A 19761-nucleotide genomic window follows, 5' to 3' on the forward strand; every position below is an offset into this window, starting at 1 on the left:
CACGGCCGCCGTGCCCGGCGCGCCGGCCATTGCTTCGTCGCGTAGGAGGTTCGGTGCCAAGACGCTGGTTGGTGGCCTCGGTGGTGGTGGCCGTGTTGTCGGCGGCCGTGGTCGTGGTCCAGGACCGGGGTGTCGCGGGATCCCCGGTCGCCGTTGCCGGGGTGGACCTGTCCGCCTCCGGTACGTCGTCGACGACACCGGGTGCGAGCGAGTCGGTGCCCACGTCGCCGAGTGCGGCGATCGGCGAGGCCGACACCGCACCGTCGACCCCGGTGGCCGCGCCGACGCCGCCACCCGCCGCGGCCGCGGGTGACGCGCCGCTGGCCGGGAGGATCAAGCCGGGGGTCGCCAACCAGGGCGTGGCGACGTTCTACGACTCCGACGGCGGTGGCGCGTGCTCGTACGACCCCGGTCCTGATCCGTTGACCGCCGCGATGAACTGGGCCGACTACGAGGACTCCAAGGCGTGCGGCGCGTACGTCCTGGTCCGCGCGGCCAACGGTGCGAGCCTGACGGTGCGGATCACCAACCTGTGCCCGCAACCGTGCCGGGTGGGGCAGTTGGACCTGAGCGCGGAGGCGTTCGCCCGCCTGGCCGCGCCGAACCTGGGCGAGATCCCGATCACGTGGACGCTGGTGAGCCCCGAGCTGTCGAAGACCATCTCCATCCGCTACAAGACCGGGTCCAGCCAGTACTGGTGCGGCATCCAGGCCATCGACCACCGCAACCCGTTGGCCCGGGTGGAGGTCCAGGCGGGCGGGCAGTGGAAGCAGCTGACCCGCACCGACTACAACTACTTCCTCTCCGAGAACGGCGCGGGCTGCGGCGGGGCCATCGCGGTCACCGACATCCACGGCCGGCGCCTGGTCGTGGACCCCTTGCCGGTCAAGCCCGACGTCGTCCAGGCCACGGGCCTGCAGTTCCCCGCACCCTGACCCGGTGCGGGGCGGCCGGGGACGTCACTCCAGCTTCTCGAAGAAGAACTCGTGCTTGAGGAACGAGGTGTCGTACTCGTGCCCCGGGTAGGGAGGGATCAGCTGGGAGGCCTGGAAGAGCCGCCATCCGTCGCGCAGGGCGTCGACCCCGGTCACGTACGGCGGGTCGTCGCCGTCCCCGGTGGTGGGCTTCGTGCGGCCGGTGCCGTCGTAGGACGCCCAGCCGACGACCCGGTCGTCGAGGGCCGACGAGGACAGGTAGAGCACCAGCACCCGCTGCTTCACGCGGTCCTCCCGGGACGGTTGTGCACCCTGGTGGCCCAGTGCTCGATGTCGAAGGTGTCGTCACCGGTCAGGGTCCGCCACAGGGCGATCCTGTTGTAGACCTCCAGTCGCCCGGTCGCGTACTCGTACCAGGGGAAGGTGGTCGACAGCTCGGCCCTCACGGCGGGGTCGTCCAGGTCGTCGGTGTCCCACAGCCGGACCTGGGGCGCGGTCGGGTTGAACCTGATCTTGAACATGTACCGGCGCCGGTCGGAGTCGTTGCGGCGCCCGCCGTGCCAGATGCCGTGGTGCAGCAGCAGCACCGTGCCCGCCGGGCAGGTCAGCCGGACCTGCCCGAGCAGGTTCTGGTAGCGCCCGGTGTCGCTCTCGTTGGTGAGGCGCAGGTGGCTGCCGGGGACCAGCAGCGTTCCGCCCATGTCCGGGGTGACCTCGTGCGGGTAGTACATGAGCTGGACGTCGAACGTGTCGCGCCGGGTGTCGATGATCGCGTCGCCGTGCAGGGGCTGGGCGCTGCCCTCGTTCGGCTCGCGCACGTGCACGGCCAGGTGGTCGACGGCGGGGTCGGGGCCGACGAGGCCGCGCAGCGCCCCGGCGACGGGTGGCAGGTCGACGAGACGGCGGGCGAACGAGCCGGCCGGGAACGCCACGTCCAGCGGGATCCCGTGGGGCACGCCCGGGATGCCGCGCTCCATGGCCTCGATCGCCGCGGAGTTGAGGTCGTCCGGCACGACCGCGTCGAGGCGGAGGAACCCCTGTGCCGCGAAGCGCGCCATCAGCACCGAGGACAGCAGGTGGCTGGTGGTTGTCATGCGTTCGACACTAGGTGCGCAACGTTGCCGTGTAGTGGGTTGTGTTCACCATTAGTGGTAATTTTTCACCATGGACCACGTGGCCGTCCGGCTGGACGCGCCGCCGGTCGTCGCCAACCTGGGCGTGGCCGTGCACGGTGTGGCAAGCCGTCGTGACGAGTTCCTGCTGCCCGAGCTGTGGCAGCTGCACCTGTACGGCTACACCGCCGAGCTGACCGTCGGCGGCACGACGCACCCCATCCGACCGGGGCACGTGAGCCTGGTCCCACCGGGCGTGCGGGTGGCCTACCGCTACCAGGGCCGGTCCGAGCACCTCTACGCGCACCTGCGCCTGCCGGGGAAGGGCCCGGCGCTGACCGTGCCGGTCATGCAGCACGCGGGCGTCGACACACCGCTGCTCTCCGGCCTGCTGCGGCACGCCATCGCGATCGCACCCACGGCCGAGGTGATGGCGGCCGCGGAGGTCTGGACCGTGCTGTGGCGGGTGGCCGACCTGGCGGCGTCCGGGAAGCCGGGCGGCGCGGTGGCCGCGGCCGTCGCGTACGTCGAGGCGCACCTGGCCGGGCCGCTGACCGTGCCGGGGGTCGCCGCGGCGGCCGGGGTCTCGCACAACCACCTGACCAGGCTGTTCCGCGCCGAGACCGGGCACACCGTGGTGGCCTACATCCGACGGCGCCGGCTGGAGCGGGCGCGCCACCTCCTGCGCGAGTCGACGTTGCCCATACCGGCGGTCGCGGCGGCGGTGGGATTCGGCGACCTCCAGGCGTTCAACAAGGCTTGCCGCCGCGAGCTGGGCGCCTCACCGCGCGCCGTGCGAGCAGGAGCGGTGGGCCGGCGCACGGGTGCGTCGGCCCACCGGGCACCGCGCCGGTCGTCGGGACCTCGCGCCGACTGAGCGGACGGTCATTCCGCCGCGACGATCCGCCACTCCTGGTTGGCGCCGCCGGTCGTGGGCCACTGGACGACGCGGGCGCCGTCGGCGGTCGAACCGCCCTCCACGTCCGCGCACAGGCCGCTGCGCACGTTGACGATGCGGTGGTGGCCGCCGCCCGCGTCGACGAGCCGCCACCACTGGTTGTCGCCGCCGGTGTCCTGCCACTGGTCGAGCTGGACGCCCTGGCCCGACCCTCCCGGGCTGTTGAGCACGCGTCCGCTGTGCCGGGCGGCGAGGCGGAACGAGCCGTCGGGGTTGGGGAGGAACCGCCACTGCTGGTTGGTGCTGCCCGTCGGGCTCCACTGGATGACCTTGCCGCCGTCGGCGGTGCTACCGCCGTTGACGTCCAGGACCTTGCCGCCCGCCCGGTTGACCAGCCGGCACCACCCGGTCGGCAGGGACGGGGCCGGGAGGAACACGGTGATGTCCGTGCGCTGCCCGGCGGTGAGCGTGACCTTCCGGGCGTGGCTGCCCAGGGGCGACGCCGCCACGGGCGCCGAGGTGGTCACCGACGCCATCCCGGGCCGGCTGATCAGGGTGACCTCCTGGCCGACGTCCGAGGTGATCGACAGCACGGCCGTGCGGGCGGTCAGGTCCCAGCCGAGGCGGTGGACGCGGATCCGGCCGCGGGCACGCACACCGGTGATCGCGCCCTTGGTCAGCTGCACGGGCAGCGCCGGGAGGATCTCCAGCACCCCGGGCCGGGAGTAGACCAGCGCTTCGGCCAGCACGCCCGGGATCGCGTTGGCGGCGTCGGCGTTGTAGATGTCCAGGTCGGGGTTGTGCGAGGTCATCAACGACCTGAAGACCATGTTGTTGCCGATGATCTTGCGCAGGTTCTGGTAGACCTTGCCGCCGTCCTTGAGCCGCGCGCCGGCCAGGGCCCGGTGCAGGCTGCCGTGGGCGGAGATGTTCTGGTCGCCGCGCAGTTCCAGCGCGCGCAGCGCCGGGCGGACGAGTTCGGGCTTCTCCTCGGGGTTGATCTCGTGCAGCGGCCACGCGCCGTAGAGGTGGTGGACGTGGCGGTGGTCGTACCGGTCGCCCAGGCTCGGCCAGGACCACTCGGCGAGCGCGTTGTCGCCGTTGATCCGGTAGGCGGGGATCTTGTTCAGCAACGCCGTCCAGCGCGCGACGCCGAGGCCCGGGCCCTGCTCGACACCAAGGGCGTTGGCCGCGGCGATCGCGGCCTGGAGGGCGTGCTTGCCCGCCATGACGTCGCCGGTCGCGTTGACCGACAGCAGGACGCCGGTGTTGCCGGGGCTGTTCTCCATCGAGAACGACGGCGCGAAGACCACCTTGCCGTTCGAGTCGGTCCGGGTCAGGAAGTCCTCGTAGAACAGCGCGAGCTCCATGAGCGCGGGACCGAGCTTGTCCCGCAGGAACGCCTGGTCGCCGGTGACCTCGTAGTACTCGATCAACGGGTAGAGCAGCCAGTCGGCGCCGCCGGTCCAGGTGTGGCCCGGGAAGCCCGCGTCGAAGTGGAGCATGTGGCCGTACTCGCCGTCGGTGCGCGACGGCGCGAGGAAGCCCCGGGCGCCGTAGAGGTTGCGCGCGTTGGTGCGCCAGTGGCCGAGTTGGCCGAGGACCAGGGCGAAGTAGCCCTGCATGGCCTCGGTGGTGTCCAGGATGTTGCCGCCCGCGACCTGGAGGTTGACGTTGGCGTCGGTGGTGAAGTCGTCGGCCCACGCGCCGGACCACGTGCCGGTCCAGATGCCGGTCAGCCGGGGCGGCAGGATGCCGCTGGAGCTGATGAAGAGGTATCGGCCCGAGTCGTAGAGGCGTTCCAGCAGGGCGATGTCGATGACGTTCCGGTCGGCGTTCTGCCGGGCGATCAGCTCGCCGGTGGACAGCCGCCGGTCGGCGTCGGACACGTTCAGGTCCAGACGCGAGCGGTCGTAGACCTCGGTGTGGATCGCGGTGTGCCGGGAGCGCAGCGCCGGGTAGTCGGCGGCCAGTGCGGCCAGCTGGGCGTGCAGCGGTCGGGAGTCCCAGGCGGTCGACGACTCGTACCGGTCGAGCTTGGTGAGCAGCAGCAGCCTGGTCGCCCCGGTCACGACGACGGTCGACCCGTTCGCGCTGACGGTGCCGCCGGTCGGGACGACCCGGGTGACGCCCTCGTAGCCGAAAGCCCCCTGCCCCGCCGGGTAGGTGCCGCGCAGGTTCAGGTAACCCGAGCCGCCGGCGACCGTGGCCAGGGTGCGGTAGACCAGGCTGTTGGGCACCCCGTCCAGCGCGGTGACGACGCTGAGCGTGACGTCGACGGTCCGGCCGGGAGCCGGCAGCAGCTCGTGCACGACCACGCGGTCGGCCCGGGAGGTGAACGCGCGGCGGGTCCAGGTGCCGCTGCCGTCGGTCCACGTCGAGGTGACCTCGCCGGTGCGGAAGTCGGTGATGCGGGCGTAGTTGTCGACCGCCGTCAGGCCGGCGGTGGAGATCCGCAGTTCGTAGGCCGGGTGGTAGGTCTGCGTCCAGCGCAGCGACCACCCGGCCGAGAAGTCCCGGTTCGCCCCGGCGTAGTCGCCGGCGATGGCCTTGTCGCGCACCCCCGGCAGCCGGCCGGCGATCACCGGCGGGGTGAGGGAGCGCGTGCCGTTCGGCAAGACCAGCCGGTGGTGGTTGAAGATCACCTTCTCCAGCGCGGGCGCGCCGTACAGCAGTGCGCCGCACTCGCCGTTCCCGGTGAGGAAGCCGTCGGTCCAGGACGTGGCCTGACCGGTGTCGTAGATGCCGCGCTCGGGCAGGGTGACCTGCGGGGGCACGGCGGCGTCGGCCCGCCCGGCCGCCAGGACGCCGGGGAGGACGGCGGCGCCGGTCGTCAACGCGGTGAGGGCGAGGAAGCGCCGCCGGTCCACTGGACCGTCCATCACGCGAACTCCTTCGTGCGGTGGGAACAGGGATGCTCGTCGGTCGGGAGCACGGCGGCCGGGACCGAGGCACCGGACCCGAACCCGGCCTCGGACCCGGGCCCGGCCTCGGACCCGGACCCGGACCCGGACGAGCTCCCTCCGACACGACGAAGGCCCGGCTTCGACCCGCGTGCCCGTCGTGTCCGGGCTCGCGGGTCGAAGCCGGGCCTTCCTCCTGTGCTCAGGCCCGGTTGGCCGACTTCTCCAGCACCTGCATGAACGCGCGGGACCACAGGGGCAGGTCGGGCCAGCCGCGGCAGGAGACCATCGCGCCGTCCACGACGTCGGGCTCGTCGACGAACGTGGCGCCGGCCAGCTCCACGTCGAACTTCAGGGGCGGGTACGCGGCCGTGGTGCGACCTTGCAGGAGCCCCAGCGCGGCCGGCACCTGCGGGCCGTGGCAGATCGTGCCGACGGGGAGTTCGCGGTCGAAGAAGTGCCCGACGATCCGGGCCACGTCCGGGTCCGTCCGGATGTACTCCGGTGCCCGGCCGCCGGGGATCACCAGCGCGTCGTAGTCCGCGGGGTCCACGTCGCCGAACGCCAGGTCCACCGGCAGCAGGTGGCCCGGCTTCTCGGTGTAGGCGTCCCAGCCGGGCTCGAAGTCGTGCACCACGAGCTTCACCGCGCGCGTCGTCGGAGCGGTCACGATCGCCTCGTGACCGCCCTCGCGCAGGCGGAAGACCGGGTACATCGAGTCGAGTTCCTCGGCGGCGTCGGCGGTCAGGATCAGCACTCGCGCCATTGGCCACTCCACATCGGACAGTCGTCGGAGTTCACGGGATTCCGACCCAGCGTGGCACGGGATCGTTCGCGTTCACAAGGAGCAATGACCGATCGGCCGAATTGTTCGCGCCGGGTCTCCGCACACCCACGAACAATTCCAGGCCAGGGGGAGGCGCTAAATTCGTCGCGCATTTTTTAGCGACCGGCGAGCCTTGACAACCGAAATGCCGGCGGGCCCGACTCGCCGGCCGGGCTCGCCGGCCGGCGACCGGTGCCGCGATCGTCCGCCGTGGTCGGATCGTGAGCTCCGGTCCCACAAAGGGCGGAGGCCGGGCGGGGTGTGCGGGCTACGGTGCCCCCGGAGCAGGGCGAAGCGCGGCACGAGGAGAACTTCCGTGGATCCGAACGGCGAGGGATTACCGGTGCACGGCACGGGCGGCCGCGAACCCGGAGCGGGCCGCGAGCTGACCTTCGAGGAGATGCTCGCGCAGATGGAGGACTCGGACCCCGTCGACGGCGCGACGCACCAGGGTCGACCGACCCGCGCGCTGCCCACGCTCGCCGACGATGACGACACCATCTCCGTCGACGCGGGCCTGGGCGGGCTCGACCTGGACGGCATGCTGGCCGACATGGCCACGGCGTCGACGGGGGAGGCGCGGGCGGCGGTCCGGAAGCAGGCGGAGCGGCTGCTCAGGTCCATCACGGTCGACGCGGCGGCGGACCGGGGCTCCTCGCCGTCGGGTGAGAGCCCTCTGCCGGTCGTCGTGCACAACACGCTGGACGGCGCCCTGTTCGCCGCGTTCGACCCCGATGACCTGGCGATGACGGTCGACGACACCACCGAGGCGGGCATCATCCAGCTCGTCATCGCGGGCGGTGGGTACGGGATGACGGCGGCGACCCTGGCAGGGCCGGTCGCGAGCATCAAGACCCGCTACCTGGCGCTCTCCGACGGCCACGCGACCGTCGACCCGGAGGAGCCGCACGTCGTGATCCTGTCGACGATGCTGGCCGCCAAGCCGAAGTTGGCGTCGCTGTGCGACCGGGTCGCCGTGCCGGACCTCGACCTCCCGCTGCCCCAGGCGGCCGCGTTCGCGCACTTCCTGGAGGTCTACCCCGCGTTCTGGGGCAACCTCGTGCGGAAGGGGTGCACCATCGTGTTCAACTCCTCCCGCGCGAACAGCCGCGGTGGCGGGCTGTACGAACCGCGGGAGAAGACGATCTACATGTCCCTGCTGGGCGTCACGCCGCCCGGCGCGTTCGTCCGCCTGCTGGTGCACGAGACGGGCCACGCCCTGTTCGAGTCGACCCTCCTGGACGACCACCCCATGCCGCCCCTGCTGACCGCAGGCAAGGCGGACGGCCTGCCGTCCGAGTACGACCCCCTGCCGACCGGTGTGCACGAGGACAAGGACCTCACGCAGCTCGGCCACGAGGTCCAGCAGCTGCAGGACTACTGGGACCGCATGTCGGTGCACGCCAAGACCTTCTACCACGCCTGGCTGACGCTGCGCGATCACCGGCAGCACCTGCTCGGACTGGACCTGTGGCGCGACCCCAAGGGCAACCGCCTGTCACCCGGACAACGCCGGTCCTACCAGGCGGGCAAGTTCGACGAGTTCTGCGCCGAGGTGTTCATGCAGTACGCGATGGGCGACCTCCGCCCCCACCTGGTCACCCTCCTGGCCGATCCCGAGGTCGGGGACCCGGTGAAACTGGCGTGGCGCAACGCCTGGCAGGTCCTCGAAACCGTCGCCGCACCGCTGCTCCTCGGCCCTCCCCACGGCTGAGCACGGGTTCACCCGCCCAGCACAGCGCGGTACACGTCCTGGTAGGCCCGGGCCATCCGCTCCGCCCCGAACCGCTCCTCCGCGTCACGGCGGCAGTCGCGGGGGTCGACGTCCGCCAGCGCGGCGATCGCCGACGGGAGGTCCGCGGCGTCGTCCACCGCGTAGCCGTTGTAACCGTCCACGACGAGCTCCGCCGCCGACCCGCGGCGCAGGGCCACCACGGGCGTGCCGCACGCCAGTGCTTCCGGGATGACCATGCAGAACGGCTCCGGCCACTGGAACGGGCACAGCACGCCCGACGCCCCGCCGAGCAGCGCCGCCTTCTGCGCGAAGTCGGCGTGGCCGAACCACTCCACCCCCGGACCGAGCCGCGGCCCGACCTCCTGCTCGAAGTACTCCCGCTCCCGCGGCTCGGCGCACCGCCCGGCGACCACGATCCGGCGCCCGGCGGCACGGGCCGCGTCGATCGCCACGTGCACGCCCTTCTCCGGCGTGATCCGACCGAGGTACAGCAGGTAGTCGTCCTTCAGCGGGACATGGCGGAAAGCGTTCGTGTCGATCGCGTTGAACACCCGACCGACCCAATTCAGGTCCTCCGCGCACTCGATCTGGTAATCCGTGAGAGCGACCAGCGAGACCGCATCGCCGATGCGCCGGAGGTATTCGCCGAAGCGCGCGTGGACCGGGTTGTGTACGGTGTGGACGGTCGGCGCGGTGCGGGCGGGAGCGGCGAGCAGACCGGTGATGGTGTGCTCGTGGACGAGGTCGAGCCCGGCGTCGGCGACCGCCGCGGAGACCAGGGCGGTGTAGAGCAGTGCCGGGAACTCCCCGTCCTGACCGGGAACGGCCACCTCGTCGAAGACCCGCACCGCGTGCTGCGCCTTCGTGCCGTGCGGCCCGGCCGCGAACAGGGTGACCTCGTGACCGAGGTCCACCAGGCCGTCGACCAGGGTGGCGACCACGCTCTCGATGCCGCCGTAGCCGTCCGGCGGAATCGACAGCCAGGGTGGCGCCACCATCCCGATCCGCAACGGCCGTCCGCTTTCCCGCACCCGTGACTCCTCCGCTAAGTGAACCGGGCGGTCCGCCGGAGCGTGAATCCGCCTTACCGGCCCGAGTGGTAAGATTTACCGGCGCTCGCACGCCAACCTCCGTCGAACAGTTCCCCCTCTTCACGATTGGCCACAAGATGACTTCACCCGAAGGCGTTCTCTTCGCCACTGCGGAGGACAGCTACCGCGCCGCCTCCCTGGAATTGAAGAACGCTTTCGGCCGGCAGACCGACATCAAGCGGGTCGGCCCGGACGAGGGAATGGTCGTCGGCCTCACCGCCGCGCAGGTCGCCGAAGCCTGCCGGAATGCCGAGATCGTCTTCATCAAGCACCTGACGAACCAGGTCGCCCACGTCACGGGCGCCGACCAGGCCGATCCGGCGGCGATCAGCCGGGTGGCGCGCGAGGTCGTGTCGGGGCTCGACCTCGGTGACGGGCACGGGCTCGCGGTGCAGGCCTGGGCCAGCGGCTCGCCGCGGATGGGTTACACGTCGGGGGAGTTGTTCACCGCCATCGCCGAATCGTTGGGCGAGGACGGCGTCCGGGTCGGTCGCGCCGGCGAGCCCGTCGTGCTGTCCTGCTGCATCACGCCCGAGGGCGTGCGCCTGGGCGTGAACACCGCCGCGGACAGCCTCACCGACTGGCCGGGCGGGCGCGTGCGGCTGGCGCGGGACCCGGCGCAGGTCTCCCGGGCCGAGTTCAAGCTCGAAGAGCTGTTCCAGGTGTTCCCCTCGGACCTGCCGACCGGCGGCCGCGCGGTCGACCTGGGCGCGTCCCCCGGTGGCTGGACGCGGATCCTGCGGACCAAGGGCTTCGACGTGTGGGCGGTCGACCCGGGCGACCTCGCGCCGCAGCTGACGGGCGACCGCCGGGTGCACCACGAGCGCACGACCGCGGGCGAGTTCTTCCGCCGCTCGAACCGGGCGTTCGACGTGGTCGTCAACGACATGCGGATGGACCCGGAGCTGAGCTGCGAGGTGATGCTCGACGCGGCGACGCACCTGCGACCCGGCGCGATCGCGATCCTCACCCTCAAGACGGGCACGTACCGCCCGGTGGAGGTGGTGGACCGCTGCCGGCGGCTGCTGCGCAAGCGCTACGACATCACCTTCGCCCGTCAGCTGCACCACAACCGCCACGAGCTGACGGTGGTGGCCACCCGCCGGGCCTGACCGACCCGGCACCGACCTCGGCCCGGCAGCGACCTCGACACGGCGCTCACCTCCCGGTCGGGGCGGACGCGGCCGGTCCGGTCAGCGCGACGAGCGCCGCCAGGGACATGCCCTCCACCGTCGTCACGACCGCGTCGGCCTCGGCGAAGTCGAGCGACGCCGTGACCGGGCCGGGCACGGCCACGCAGCGCAGTCCCGCCGCCTTCGCCGCCCGCACCCCCAGGGGCGCGTCCTCGACGGCGAGCGCGCGCCCGGGATCGACGCCCAGCCGGGCGACCGCGGCGGCGTACGGCTCCGGCGCCGGTTTCCGCTCCCGCACGTCCTCGCGGCACACCACGACGTCGAACTCCGACGCGAGGTCGAGCCGGGCGAGGTGGCGGCCGACCCAGTCCCGGCCCGAACTGCTGACCACGCCGGTGGGCACGCCGTGCCGGCGCGCGTCGGCGATCAGCTCCCGCACACCCGGCCTGGTGTCCAGCAGGCTCGCCATGCGCAGGTTGGTCGACCTGATCAGGTCGGTCACGGCCCGGCCCTCCCCGGCACGTTCGGCCAACGCGGCCGCGACCCGGTCCTCCAGGGGAAGCGGAGGGGAGTGGAAACCGGCGCGCAGGTACTCCGTGCGCCCGAACGGCACGCCCAGCGCCCGGAACACCTCCTGCCAGCTCGTCAGCAGCGTGGTCTCGGTGTCCACCAGCACGCCGTCGAAGTCGAACAGCACGGCGTCGCACGGCCGACCGCCGGTCACCACGACGGTCCCGCCCAGTGACCGCCCGAGACCAGGTCGTCCCGCAGTCGCCGCCACGGCTCCAGGTCGGGGCCGAGGAACGGGCGCAGCAGTTCCCGCTGGTCCAGGAAGGGCTTGCCGCGCAACGACCCGTGCAGCAGGTCCGCCAGGAAGATCACCGTCACGTCCACGACCGGTTCGCCCGTGAGCAGCACCTGCGCCGACACGTCCACAGTGGACAGGCTGCGCACGCCGGCGGCGGTGCCGACGACCACCCGGACCTCGGGACGTCCGCCGCACCCGTCCACCACCGCGCGGATCGTCAGACCCGACATCAGCACGTCGTCGAGCACGCAGATCCGCCCGCTCAGGCCGGACACGTCATCGGCCAGGCGCACCGACCCGGTGCGCCCGTCGTCGTCGTGCACGCGGGTCGTGCGCACGTGGACGACGGGCTTGGCTGCGGCGCGCGCCGGATCACGTGCCCACAGCCGCACCGGCCGGGTGCCGACCAGGACGTAGCAGTCCGCGTCCACGGCCGCCGTTCGCGCCCACAGCCGCTCGAACTCGGCGAAGTCCAGCCACGTGAGCACCGCCGGGACCGCCTCGGCCTGGCGTCGCACGACCCGGCGCACGTGCGCGTCGAGGCGTTGCTCGTCCGCGCACGCGCCCATGAGGGGCAGGTCGTTGATGAGGTACAGGTCCACCGGTCGCGCCTACCGCGTCCCCGTCACCGGCTCGATGCCGAGCCGGTAGCGCTCCAGCGCGGGCTCGAACACGTCCTCGAAGTCCACGTTGCGGTGCTGGTAGCAGCGGAAGCAGCCGTGGAAGGCGCGTTGGTCGGCGCGGTGCGGGTCCGCGTGCCAGCGGCGCAGCTCCTGCCAGCGCGGACCGTTCCAGATGTCCTCCACGCTCGCCTGCCCGGCGTGGCCGAGGCTGTAGTGCTGCATGATCGGACCGACCAGGTGGTCGCAGTAGCCGACGCTGCCGTCGTAGCCCACGGTGAGGTACGACCACGGGTGGATGCACGTCGAGCTGTTCTTCAACGCGGGCACGCAGTGGCCGAGGGACGTGCCGGCGAACAGGTCGACACCCAGCTCGGCGGCCACCTCGCGCGCCTCGTCGACGGCGCGGTCCACCTCGACCTCCCGGCCGTGCAGACCGGTCGGATCGCCCTCCGCGACGGTCACCGCGTTCAGCACGATCTGCGGGACGCCCACCTCGGCGGCGTAGCGGACGAGCCCGGCCAGCTCGGGCACCGTGACCGGCTGGACGGTGGCGACGATGCGCAGCGAGTCGGCCGGTTTGCCGTTGCGGGCGAACCCGTCGACCAGCCGGCGCAGGTTCTCGGTGATCAGGGGCAGCTTCGCGCCCTTGCGGGCCTCGCCGAGCGGACCCTGTTGCGCCGCGTCCAGCGAGACGTCGACCATCGCACCGACCTCGGTGAGCAGGTCCAGGGTCGCGGGCTTGCGGAACGACAGGTTCGTGACGACCCGGCACCGGGCGCCGTGGGCCGCGACCTCCCGGACGATGTCGTCGACGTCGGACACGAGGAGGCTCTCGCCCCAGCCCCGGATGTCGACCATCTCCGCGGTCGGGAACAGCTCCTCGGCGATGTGGGCCAGGACGTCCCGGTCCATCTCACGTTCGCGGTAGCCGATGGCCCGGTCCCGGCACATCGGGCACTGGAGGTTGCACCCCTGGGTGAGCTCGACCAGCACGTAGCGCGGCTTGCTGCGCAGCACCAGGGCGCCGGCGCGGCTCTCCTCCAGGTTGAGCGCGGCGTTGCGGGCTCTGCGGGTGTCCGGTGAAGCGGTGTCCGTGAGCACGTGGAGCTCCTTCCGGCCCGATCACGGGCTTGTCGATCAGCTGCGGGGGTCTCGCCGTCGTGGGACGGCCTGGTGGAGGGGGGGAACGCCGGTGCCTTCAGCCGGCGTGCCGCCCGACGGCGGCCCGGTAGGCGGCCAACTGCGCGTCGACCGGACGCGCCGACTGGAACGAGCGGATCCACCGCGCCGCGCCGCCGCCCAGGTCGCACCGGGTCACCCGGTCGGTCATCGCCCGGATGGCCGCCACCAGGTCGGCGACGGAGCCGGGCCGCACCAGCAGCCCCGTGCGGCGGTGGCGCACCACGTCGGGGAGCGCGCCGACGGAGGAGGCGATGACGGGCAGCCCGGCGGCGTAGGCCTCCAGGACCACGTACCCGAACGTCTCGGTCCAGGTCGACGGGCACAGCAGCACGTCCGCCCGCCGGTACAGGTCGTGCCGGCGGGCGCCGTGCACCGGGCCGTGGAACGTGATGCGCCGGTCGCGCTCGGCGGACCCGGCGACCAGCGGGGCGAGCAGGCCGTCCCCCGCCACGTCGAGTCGCAGGTCCAGGTCGCGCAGCGCGTGCACGGCCGCCAGCAGCTCACGCACCCCCTTGTAGTTGTCCAGCCGGCCCACGAACAGCAGGCGCAGGGGGCGATCGCGCGACTCGGCGGCCTTTCGGCGCGCGATCCGTTCCGGGTCACCCCACTCGAACGGCACGGACAGGGGCACGACGCTGGCCGGCACACCGGCGAAGTAGCCGTCGCGCCGATAGGCGTCCAGCGCGAACCGCGACGGCGCGCAGACGTGGTGCACGGTCGTGGACAGCCGCCGGTGCCACTCCTTCAGGGCGGTCACCGGCCACGGGCGCTTCGAGTGGATCTTCTCGGGCCGGTCGTCGCGCAGGTAGGCGTTGAAGTTCCACAGGGAGAACAGCTCGTGCACGGTCTGCACGACGGGGAGCCGGTGCGCGCGCAGCACCGGCAGCACGGCCGGGGTCAGCCTGCGCAGCATGTGGACGTGGCACAGGTCCGGGCGGAACCGGCGGACCGCGGCGTGCACGCGGCGGCGCACGAACGGGTTGTGGATCGCCAGCGTCTGGTTCACCGCGTGCCGGACGGCGCTCCTCGTGCCGGACGGCAGGCGCGGCGGCTTGATCCGGTGGACCTCGATGCCGTCCAGCGTCGTCACGTCGTCCTCGTCGCCCTGGCACAGCACGGCGACCGTGCGGCCCTCGTCGCGCAGGGCGTGGGCCAGGAGGCGCGTGTGGACCTGCGTACCCCCGACCGTGCCGTCCTCGTAGTTGCCGTTGACCAGCAGCACCTTCCCGATCGGGTCGGCCGGCGCCGCGCGGCTCATGGCGCTCCTCCTGCCGGCACGTCGTCCTCGGGGCCGAACTCGACGTGCGGCAGGAGGATCTCCCGGTCGGTGTGCAGCAGGTGCTGAGGCCAGTGCCAGTGCCGCAGGTGCAGCTCATCGCCGGTGCTGCGGAACGAGTGCGGTGTCCCGGGAGCGATGACGTAGAGGTCGCCGGCGGTCAGCGGGAACGCCTGGCCGTCGACGGTGATGTAGCCGGTGCCCCGGTCGATCATCGTCAGCTGCCCCATGACGTGGTGGACGACGAGCGGCCGGCCGCTGTCCGGGGTGAGCACCTGCAGGGGCTCGCCGAGGTGCGTGAACATCTCACGCACGGCCGGCAGCACGGGTTCTTCGATGCGGAGTCGTTGGAACATCCCTGTCCTCAATCCATGCTCGCAGTGCCGCAGACGTTGATGGTCTGGCCGTTGACGGCCCGCCCGACCCCGGTGCCGAGCCACACCACGACCTCGGCCACCTCGTCGGCGTCGAGGAGCCGGCCCAGTCCGGTGCGGGCCGCCATGGCCGCCTCGTAGGCGCCCGGGTCGAGGCCGTTGCGCCGGGACAGCTCCGCCCGGCCCGCGGTCGCCAGCGCGGTGGCGACCGCGCCGGGACAGACGCAGTTCGCCCGCACACCCGAGGACGCGTGCTCGTCGGCCACGCTCTGCGTGTAGGCGATCAGACCCGCTTTCGCCGCGCTGTAGGTCGGCAGGTACCGCACGCCCCTCCGCCCGGCCGTGGACGCGACGTTGACCACCGCACCCTCACCAGCAGCGCACATGCCGGGCAGCACCGCGGCGCACAGCAGCATCGGCGCGGTGAGGTTGAGCGTCACGTCGCGCTCGACCCGCGCGTGGTCGAGCTCCGCCGCGGCGACCGGATCCGCGCCACCGGCGTTGTTGACCAGCAGCGACACCGGCCCGGAGCCGGCGGCCAGCTCCGTGACGGCCGCCGCGGCCGCCTGCGCGCCGCGCGGGTCGGCGAGGTCGTGCCGCAGGAACGCGACCCGGCCGTCGACGTCCGGGGCGTGCAGGCCGATCGCGACGCAGTCGTAGCCGGCGGAGACCAGGCGCCGCAGCGTGGCGAGGCCGATCCCGCGCGACGCACCGGTCACCACGGCAACCGGCGTCACGGTGCCACGCCGTCGATCCAGGCCCGCAGGCTCGCGGGCGCCTCGTCCGGGCTGCACCGCACCTCGACGCCCACGGTCCCCGGCGTCGCGATAGCTTCCCGCAGCACGTCCTCGACGTCCTCCGGTCGCTCGACCACGAACGTGCGCAACCCCATTTCGGCCAGCCAGCGGTGCAGCCGCAGGTCCGGGACGTCCGAGCCGACCACGTCGCCGTCGAACGCCATGGCCTGGTTGATGCGCACCCGCGCGTGGGACCGGTTGTTGAACACGATGACGAGCAGGTCCAGGCCGTGCTCGGCGGCCACCGACAGCTCCGTGCCGTGCATGAGCAGCGAGCCGTCGCCGGTGACGCACACCGTGCGCCGGTCCGGCCGGCCGAACGCCATGCCGACCGCCGCGCCGATCGCCCAGCCCATCGCGCCGATGCCGCAGTTGAGCTGGAGGCCGTCGGCGACGGGGGAGTGGTGCAGGGACAGGGTGTCCAGCCAGTGGTTGCCCGCGTCCGGCAGCACCACGGCGTCGCGCGGCAGCAGGTCCGCCAGGCGTGCGATGGTGCCCGACATCGACGGCGCGCCGTCGTGGTCGTGCGGCTGCACCTCGGCGGCCCGGCGGCCGCGGTCGCGGAAGCGGGCCACGACCGCCCGTGCGTGCTCCGACCTCGCGGCGGCGTGCGGTGGAGGAGCCGATCGCTGGGCCTGCGCCACGGCGTCGGACAACGCGGGCGCGATGACCGCGAGGTCGCCGTGCAGCGCGATGTCGGGGCGGACCCGCAGGCGCAACTGGTCGGCGTCGACGTCGGCGCGGACGAGCGTCGCGCCCTCGAACACCGGCAGCACCGGCTCCGCGTAGTACGACGACATGCTCGCGCCGAGCGCCACGACCACGTCGGGCCGGTAGTCCCGGACGAACGCGGGTGCGTCCGACCGCTGGCCGGGCCCCAGGTGGCACGCGAGCAGCGGGTCGTCCGCGGCGAGCGCGGAGATCGCCTTGGTCGTCGTCACGACCGGTGCCCCGATCTCCTCGGCCAGCCGCGCCACGTCGGCGCCGACACCGGCGCGGGGCACACCCCACCCGACGAGCAGCAGCGGCCGTTGCGCACCGGCGAGCAGCTCGGCGGTGTCCCGCAGCGCGCCGGGCGCCACCGGCAGGGTGGTCGATGCCCGCTCGACGCCGTCCGGCACCGGGATGTCCTGCGACTGCAGGTCGACGGGGATGCTGAGGTGCACCGGTCCCGGCCGGCCGGAGAGGGCGAGGTCGATCGCCGTGGCGATGAGGAACGCCGCGTTGGCCGAGTCGACGACCTCGATCGACTTCTTGGTGATCGGCGCGAACAGCGCCGCGGGCGACACCGCCCGGTCGAGCACGTAGGACTCCAGGAACGCGCCCCGGCCGAAGCTCGCGGTCGGCGCCTGACCGGTGATCACCAGCATGGGCAGCGAGTCGCGGTAGGCGCACGCCACACCGGTCACGCAGTTGGTCATGCCGGGGCCGCTGGTGGCGAGCACCACGCCCAGCCTGCCGGTCGCGCGGCTGTAGCCGTCGGCCATGAACGCGGCGCCCGACTCGTGCCTGGAGAGCACGATCCGCGGTGATTTCTTGAACTCCTGCCAGATTGGCATGACGAAGTAGCCGGGGATGCCGAAGGCCACCTCGACGTCGTGCGCGGACAGTTGTCGGTGGACGTACTCGCTGAGGATCATCGGACCGCCTCCGGGTCGGTGGGTACGTGCTCGCGGATGCCGGTGAAGCGCCCGTAGCGGGCGATGCGCTCGTAGACGTCCCTGGCCTCGGCCAGCAGCGACCGCGTCTCCGACAGCGGTGCGGACCGGCGTCCGCCCGCCCAGCGCCGTTCGACGCGGCGTGCGCGGTCGAGCAGGTCCCGCACGTCGAAGTCGGGGTCGAAGTGGAGCTCGCCCGCCGCCGCGGCGGCCACGCCGACCGGCATGACCCGCTCGATGTCGGGGTGCAGGTCGACCAGCCGGACCGCCGACCGGCCCAGTTCGACCGACCGCGCCAGCACCGACGCGGGCGCCAGCGGCTTGTGGTGGTAGACCCTGGCCGGTTCGAGGTCGAACGAAAGTCCGTCCCGCTCCGCCCGGATCGCGAACTCGACGTCCTCGTAGCCGTACGCGGTGAACCCCGGGTCGAACCCGCCGAGACCGAGGAAGTCCTCGCGCGGCACGGCGAAGCAGCAGGACACGAAGTGGCGGAACTGGAGCGGGCCGAGCCGGCGCTGCGAGCGGTAGGCGCGGAAGTACGCGGCGACGTCGAACAGGTGGGTGCCCAGGCCGCGCGGCTCGTCGGGCGGGAACACCACGTCGGCCATCACCAGGGTGCGCGGGAGCGCGGCCGATGCCTTCGCCACCCGCCGCACCGCGCCGGCGGCGAACCGCACGTCGGAGTCGGTGAACAACAGCGTCGCGCCGCGCGCGAGGTGCGCGCCGACGTTGCGGGCGAGCCCGCGGTTCGCGGTCGACACGCACGTGTAGAGGACGGGGAACGGGAGGTCGGCGGTGCGCAGCCACCCGGCGTTGTCCGGTGTGGGGTTGTCGACGACCACGACCTCGACGCGCGGACCGTCGCCGACCTGGCCGGCCACGGAGGCGAGCAGGCGGCGCAGCGGTCCACTGCGCGCCCGGACGGGGACGACGATCGACACGTCGGGCACGCGTGGGTCGGGCGTGCCGACCACGTCGACCTGCGGATCGGTTGTGCCGACCAGACGGACGCCCCGGCCGGCCACGTCGACCTGCCGGTCGGCTGTGCTGACCAGGCCGACGCCCTGCCCGGGCGCGGCGGCCACGTCGGCCTGCCGGTCGGCTGTGCCGATCAGGCCGACGTCTCGGCCGGGCGTGCCGGCCACATCGACCTGCGGGTCGTTTGTGCTGACCAGACCGACGTCTCGGCCGGGCGTGCCGGCCGCGTCGATGTGCGAGTTGGTCGTGTCGGTTACCTCGACGCCCCGGCCGGACGCGGTTGAACGGCTCATCGGTGCGCCTCGCGCAGCCGGTCCGCCCCCGCCGCGCCGCGGTGCAGGTCGGCGACCTCGTGGAGCGCGGCGGCCATGCGTCGCATGTCCTCCTCGCGTCCCGCGGCGACGCGGATGTGCCGGGGGAACCCCAGAGCGGCGAGCGACTTCACCGCGATGCGCCGCCGGGCGAGTTCGGCCGTGAGCTCGTCGGCGGGCAGGGGGCTGCGCACCAGCACGAAGTTCGTCTCCGACGGCAGCGCCTCGGCCCAACCCGTCTCGTCCACCGCGCGGCGGAACCCGCCGAGCACGGCGCGCGTCCCGCGTGCCACCGCCGCGGTGAACGCCGGGTCGCCGAGGCTGGCCTCGGCGGCCGCGAGGGCGACCCGGTTGACGTTGAACACCAGCACGTTCTTCAACCGGCGCAACTCCCGCGCCAGGACGGGTGTCGTCACGGAGTAGCCGCAGCGCAGCCCGGCCAGGCCGTGGATCTTGGAGAACGTGCGCAGCACGACCACCGGCAGCCCCTGCCGCACGTACCGCACCCCGGAACTCGCCCGATCGGGTCCGGCGTACTCGATGTACGCCTCGTCCAGCACCAGCACACCGCCCGCCGACGCCACACCCTCGACCACGGTCCGCAACTCGGCCGCGGTCAGGGCCGACCCGGTCGGGTTGTGCGGGTTGCACACGTAGACCACCACCCCCGGTGCGGCGGCCGCCACGACCCGCTCGACGTCCACACGACCCGCCGCGAGCGGCACGGTCGTCAACGGCGACCGCGCCGCACCGACCGCGTTCGCGTGCCCGGCGTAGGTCTGCGCGCTGACGACCCCGCCCGCGTCCGGTGTGGACAGTGCCAACGCGGACAACAGCAGCAGTTCGTCCACCCCGTTGCCGACCACGATGTGATCCCGCGTCACCCCGTGCACCCGCGCGACGGCCTGCGCGAGCGAGGTCGCGTCGGCGTCGGGGTAGCGCTCGGCGTCGGCCAACGCCGCCTCGGCGGCCACCCGGGCGGCCGGGCTGCACCCGAAGGCGCTCTCACTCAGGCTGAGCCGCAGCCACCCGTCGTCGAACGGCCCGGACTGCGGGGGCACGAACAGGGGCAGCCGCGGCTGCGGCACCGTCGGCACCGGTGTCGAACGCGGGGACACGGT

The 19761-nt window shown here is 72.9% G+C and carries 18 protein-coding genes; 4 read left to right on the plus strand and 14 right to left on the minus strand.

What is annotated here, in order from left to right:
* Window positions 1-53: 53 nt before the first annotated feature.
* Entirely contained in the window at window positions 54-935 is an 882-nt protein-coding gene (locus tag AB0K14_RS28930) for an expansin EXLX1 family cellulose-binding protein (protein WP_360465808.1), read from the plus strand.
* A gap of 24 nt (window positions 936-959) precedes the next feature.
* Here the strand turns inward: AB0K14_RS28930 and AB0K14_RS28935 are convergent, their stop codons facing one another.
* Together AB0K14_RS28935 and AB0K14_RS28940 are read right to left on the minus strand one after the other, a co-directional pair.
* Complete coding sequence (locus AB0K14_RS28935; protein WP_360465805.1) at window positions 960-1220, minus strand: hypothetical protein; 261 nt, start codon at window positions 1218-1220, stop codon at window positions 960-962.
* Window positions 1217-2029 carry a phytanoyl-CoA dioxygenase family protein gene (locus AB0K14_RS28940; RefSeq protein ID WP_360465802.1) on the minus strand — a complete coding sequence of 271 codons (813 nt, stop codon included), beginning with the start codon at window positions 2027-2029 and terminating at the stop codon, window positions 1217-1219. The genes AB0K14_RS28935 and AB0K14_RS28940 overlap by 4 nt, the downstream gene beginning before the upstream one ends.
* A 70-nt stretch (window positions 2030-2099) precedes the next feature.
* Between AB0K14_RS28940 and AB0K14_RS28945 the strand changes: the two genes are divergently transcribed.
* Complete coding sequence (locus tag AB0K14_RS28945; protein WP_360465799.1) at window positions 2100-2924, plus strand: helix-turn-helix transcriptional regulator; 825 nt, start codon at window positions 2100-2102, stop codon at window positions 2922-2924.
* Window positions 2925-2932: 8 nt separating this feature from the next.
* Here AB0K14_RS28945 and AB0K14_RS28950 read toward each other — a convergent pair whose 3' ends face one another.
* Together AB0K14_RS28950 and AB0K14_RS28955 are read right to left on the minus strand one after the other, a co-directional pair.
* Entirely contained in the window at window positions 2933-5827 is a 2895-nt protein-coding gene (locus AB0K14_RS28950; RefSeq protein ID WP_360465797.1) for an RICIN domain-containing protein, read from the minus strand.
* Window positions 5828-6050: 223 nt separating this feature from the next.
* Window positions 6051-6614, minus strand: coding sequence for a DJ-1/PfpI family protein (locus AB0K14_RS28955; RefSeq protein WP_360460474.1), 564 nt, complete (start codon window positions 6612-6614; stop codon window positions 6051-6053).
* Between the two features lie 376 nt (window positions 6615-6990).
* Here AB0K14_RS28955 and AB0K14_RS28960 point away from each other — a divergent pair, with 376 nt between their 5' ends.
* Window positions 6991-8388 (plus strand): hypothetical protein, encoded by a 1398-nt coding sequence (locus AB0K14_RS28960; protein WP_360460476.1) that lies wholly within the window; start codon window positions 6991-6993, stop codon window positions 8386-8388.
* Between the two features lie 8 nt (window positions 8389-8396).
* Here the strand turns inward: AB0K14_RS28960 and AB0K14_RS28965 are convergent, their stop codons facing one another.
* On the minus strand, window positions 8397-9440 hold the full coding sequence (locus AB0K14_RS28965; protein WP_360460478.1) for a glycosyltransferase family 4 protein: 1044 nt from the start codon (window positions 9438-9440) through the stop codon (window positions 8397-8399).
* 137 nt (window positions 9441-9577) lie between these two features.
* On the opposite strand from AB0K14_RS28965, the gene AB0K14_RS28970 reads away from it, so the two are divergent.
* Window positions 9578-10612, plus strand: coding sequence for an SAM-dependent methyltransferase (locus AB0K14_RS28970; protein WP_360460480.1), 1035 nt, complete (start codon window positions 9578-9580; stop codon window positions 10610-10612).
* A 46-nt stretch (window positions 10613-10658) separates the two neighbouring features.
* On the opposite strand, the gene AB0K14_RS28975 is transcribed toward AB0K14_RS28970, so the two are convergent.
* The 9 genes from AB0K14_RS28975 to AB0K14_RS29015 form a co-directional block, all read right to left on the minus strand.
* Window positions 10659-11357, minus strand: a complete 699-nt coding sequence (locus AB0K14_RS28975) for an HAD-IA family hydrolase (protein ID WP_360460482.1) — start codon at window positions 11355-11357, stop codon at window positions 10659-10661.
* On the minus strand, window positions 11354-12043 hold the full coding sequence (locus tag AB0K14_RS28980; protein ID WP_360460484.1) for a hypothetical protein: 690 nt from the start codon (window positions 12041-12043) through the stop codon (window positions 11354-11356). The genes AB0K14_RS28975 and AB0K14_RS28980 overlap by 4 nt, the downstream gene beginning before the upstream one ends.
* 9 nt (window positions 12044-12052) lie before the next feature.
* Entirely contained in the window at window positions 12053-13165 is a 1113-nt protein-coding gene (locus tag AB0K14_RS28985) for a radical SAM protein (RefSeq protein WP_360460486.1), read from the minus strand.
* Between the two features lie 97 nt (window positions 13166-13262).
* Complete coding sequence (locus AB0K14_RS28990) at window positions 13263-14504, minus strand: glycosyltransferase (protein WP_360460488.1); 1242 nt, start codon at window positions 14502-14504, stop codon at window positions 13263-13265.
* Complete coding sequence (locus AB0K14_RS28995; protein ID WP_360460490.1) at window positions 14501-14878, minus strand: cupin domain-containing protein; 378 nt, start codon at window positions 14876-14878, stop codon at window positions 14501-14503. The genes AB0K14_RS28990 and AB0K14_RS28995 overlap by 4 nt, the downstream gene beginning before the upstream one ends.
* 8 nt (window positions 14879-14886) lie before the next feature.
* Window positions 14887-15633: an SDR family oxidoreductase gene (locus AB0K14_RS29000; RefSeq protein WP_360460492.1), complete on the minus strand. Its 747-nt coding sequence runs from the start codon at window positions 15631-15633 to the stop codon at window positions 14887-14889.
* On the minus strand, window positions 15630-17333 hold the full coding sequence (locus AB0K14_RS29005; protein ID WP_360460494.1) for a thiamine pyrophosphate-binding protein: 1704 nt from the start codon (window positions 17331-17333) through the stop codon (window positions 15630-15632). The genes AB0K14_RS29000 and AB0K14_RS29005 overlap by 4 nt, the downstream gene beginning before the upstream one ends.
* On the minus strand, window positions 17330-18622 hold the full coding sequence (locus AB0K14_RS29010; protein ID WP_360460496.1) for a glycosyltransferase: 1293 nt from the start codon (window positions 18620-18622) through the stop codon (window positions 17330-17332). Before AB0K14_RS29010 ends, AB0K14_RS29005 begins: the two co-directional genes overlap by 4 nt.
* Window positions 18619-19758, minus strand: a complete 1140-nt coding sequence (locus AB0K14_RS29015; protein ID WP_360460498.1) for a histidinol-phosphate transaminase — start codon at window positions 19756-19758, stop codon at window positions 18619-18621. The genes AB0K14_RS29010 and AB0K14_RS29015 overlap by 4 nt, the downstream gene beginning before the upstream one ends.
* Window positions 19759-19761 lie beyond the last annotated feature (3 nt).

It is taken from the genome of Actinosynnema sp. NPDC050801 (assembly GCF_040673975.1).
Lineage (GTDB): Bacteria > Actinomycetota > Actinomycetes > Mycobacteriales > Pseudonocardiaceae > Actinosynnema.

Coding starts and splice junctions, on each gene's coding strand:
- AB0K14_RS28940 (WP_360465802.1), bottom strand. CDS start 2,029: ATGACAACCACCAGCCACCTGCTGTCCTCGGTGCTGATGGCGCGCTTC.
- AB0K14_RS28945 (WP_360465799.1), top strand. CDS start 2,100: ATGGACCACGTGGCCGTCCGGCTGGACGCGCCGCCGGTCGTCGCCAAC.
- AB0K14_RS28950 (WP_360465797.1), bottom strand. CDS start 5,827: ATGGACGGTCCAGTGGACCGGCGGCGCTTCCTCGCCCTCACCGCGTTG.
- AB0K14_RS28955 (WP_360460474.1), bottom strand. CDS start 6,614: ATGGCGCGAGTGCTGATCCTGACCGCCGACGCCGCCGAGGAACTCGAC.
- AB0K14_RS28970 (WP_360460480.1), top strand. CDS start 9,578: ATGACTTCACCCGAAGGCGTTCTCTTCGCCACTGCGGAGGACAGCTAC.
- AB0K14_RS28990 (WP_360460488.1), bottom strand. CDS start 14,504: ATGAGCCGCGCGGCGCCGGCCGACCCGATCGGGAAGGTGCTGCTGGTC.
- AB0K14_RS28995 (WP_360460490.1), bottom strand. CDS start 14,878: ATGTTCCAACGACTCCGCATCGAAGAACCCGTGCTGCCGGCCGTGCGT.
- AB0K14_RS29005 (WP_360460494.1), bottom strand. CDS start 17,333: ATGATCCTCAGCGAGTACGTCCACCGACAACTGTCCGCGCACGACGTC.
- AB0K14_RS29010 (WP_360460496.1), bottom strand. CDS start 18,622: ATGAGCCGTTCAACCGCGTCCGGCCGGGGCGTCGAGGTAACCGACACG.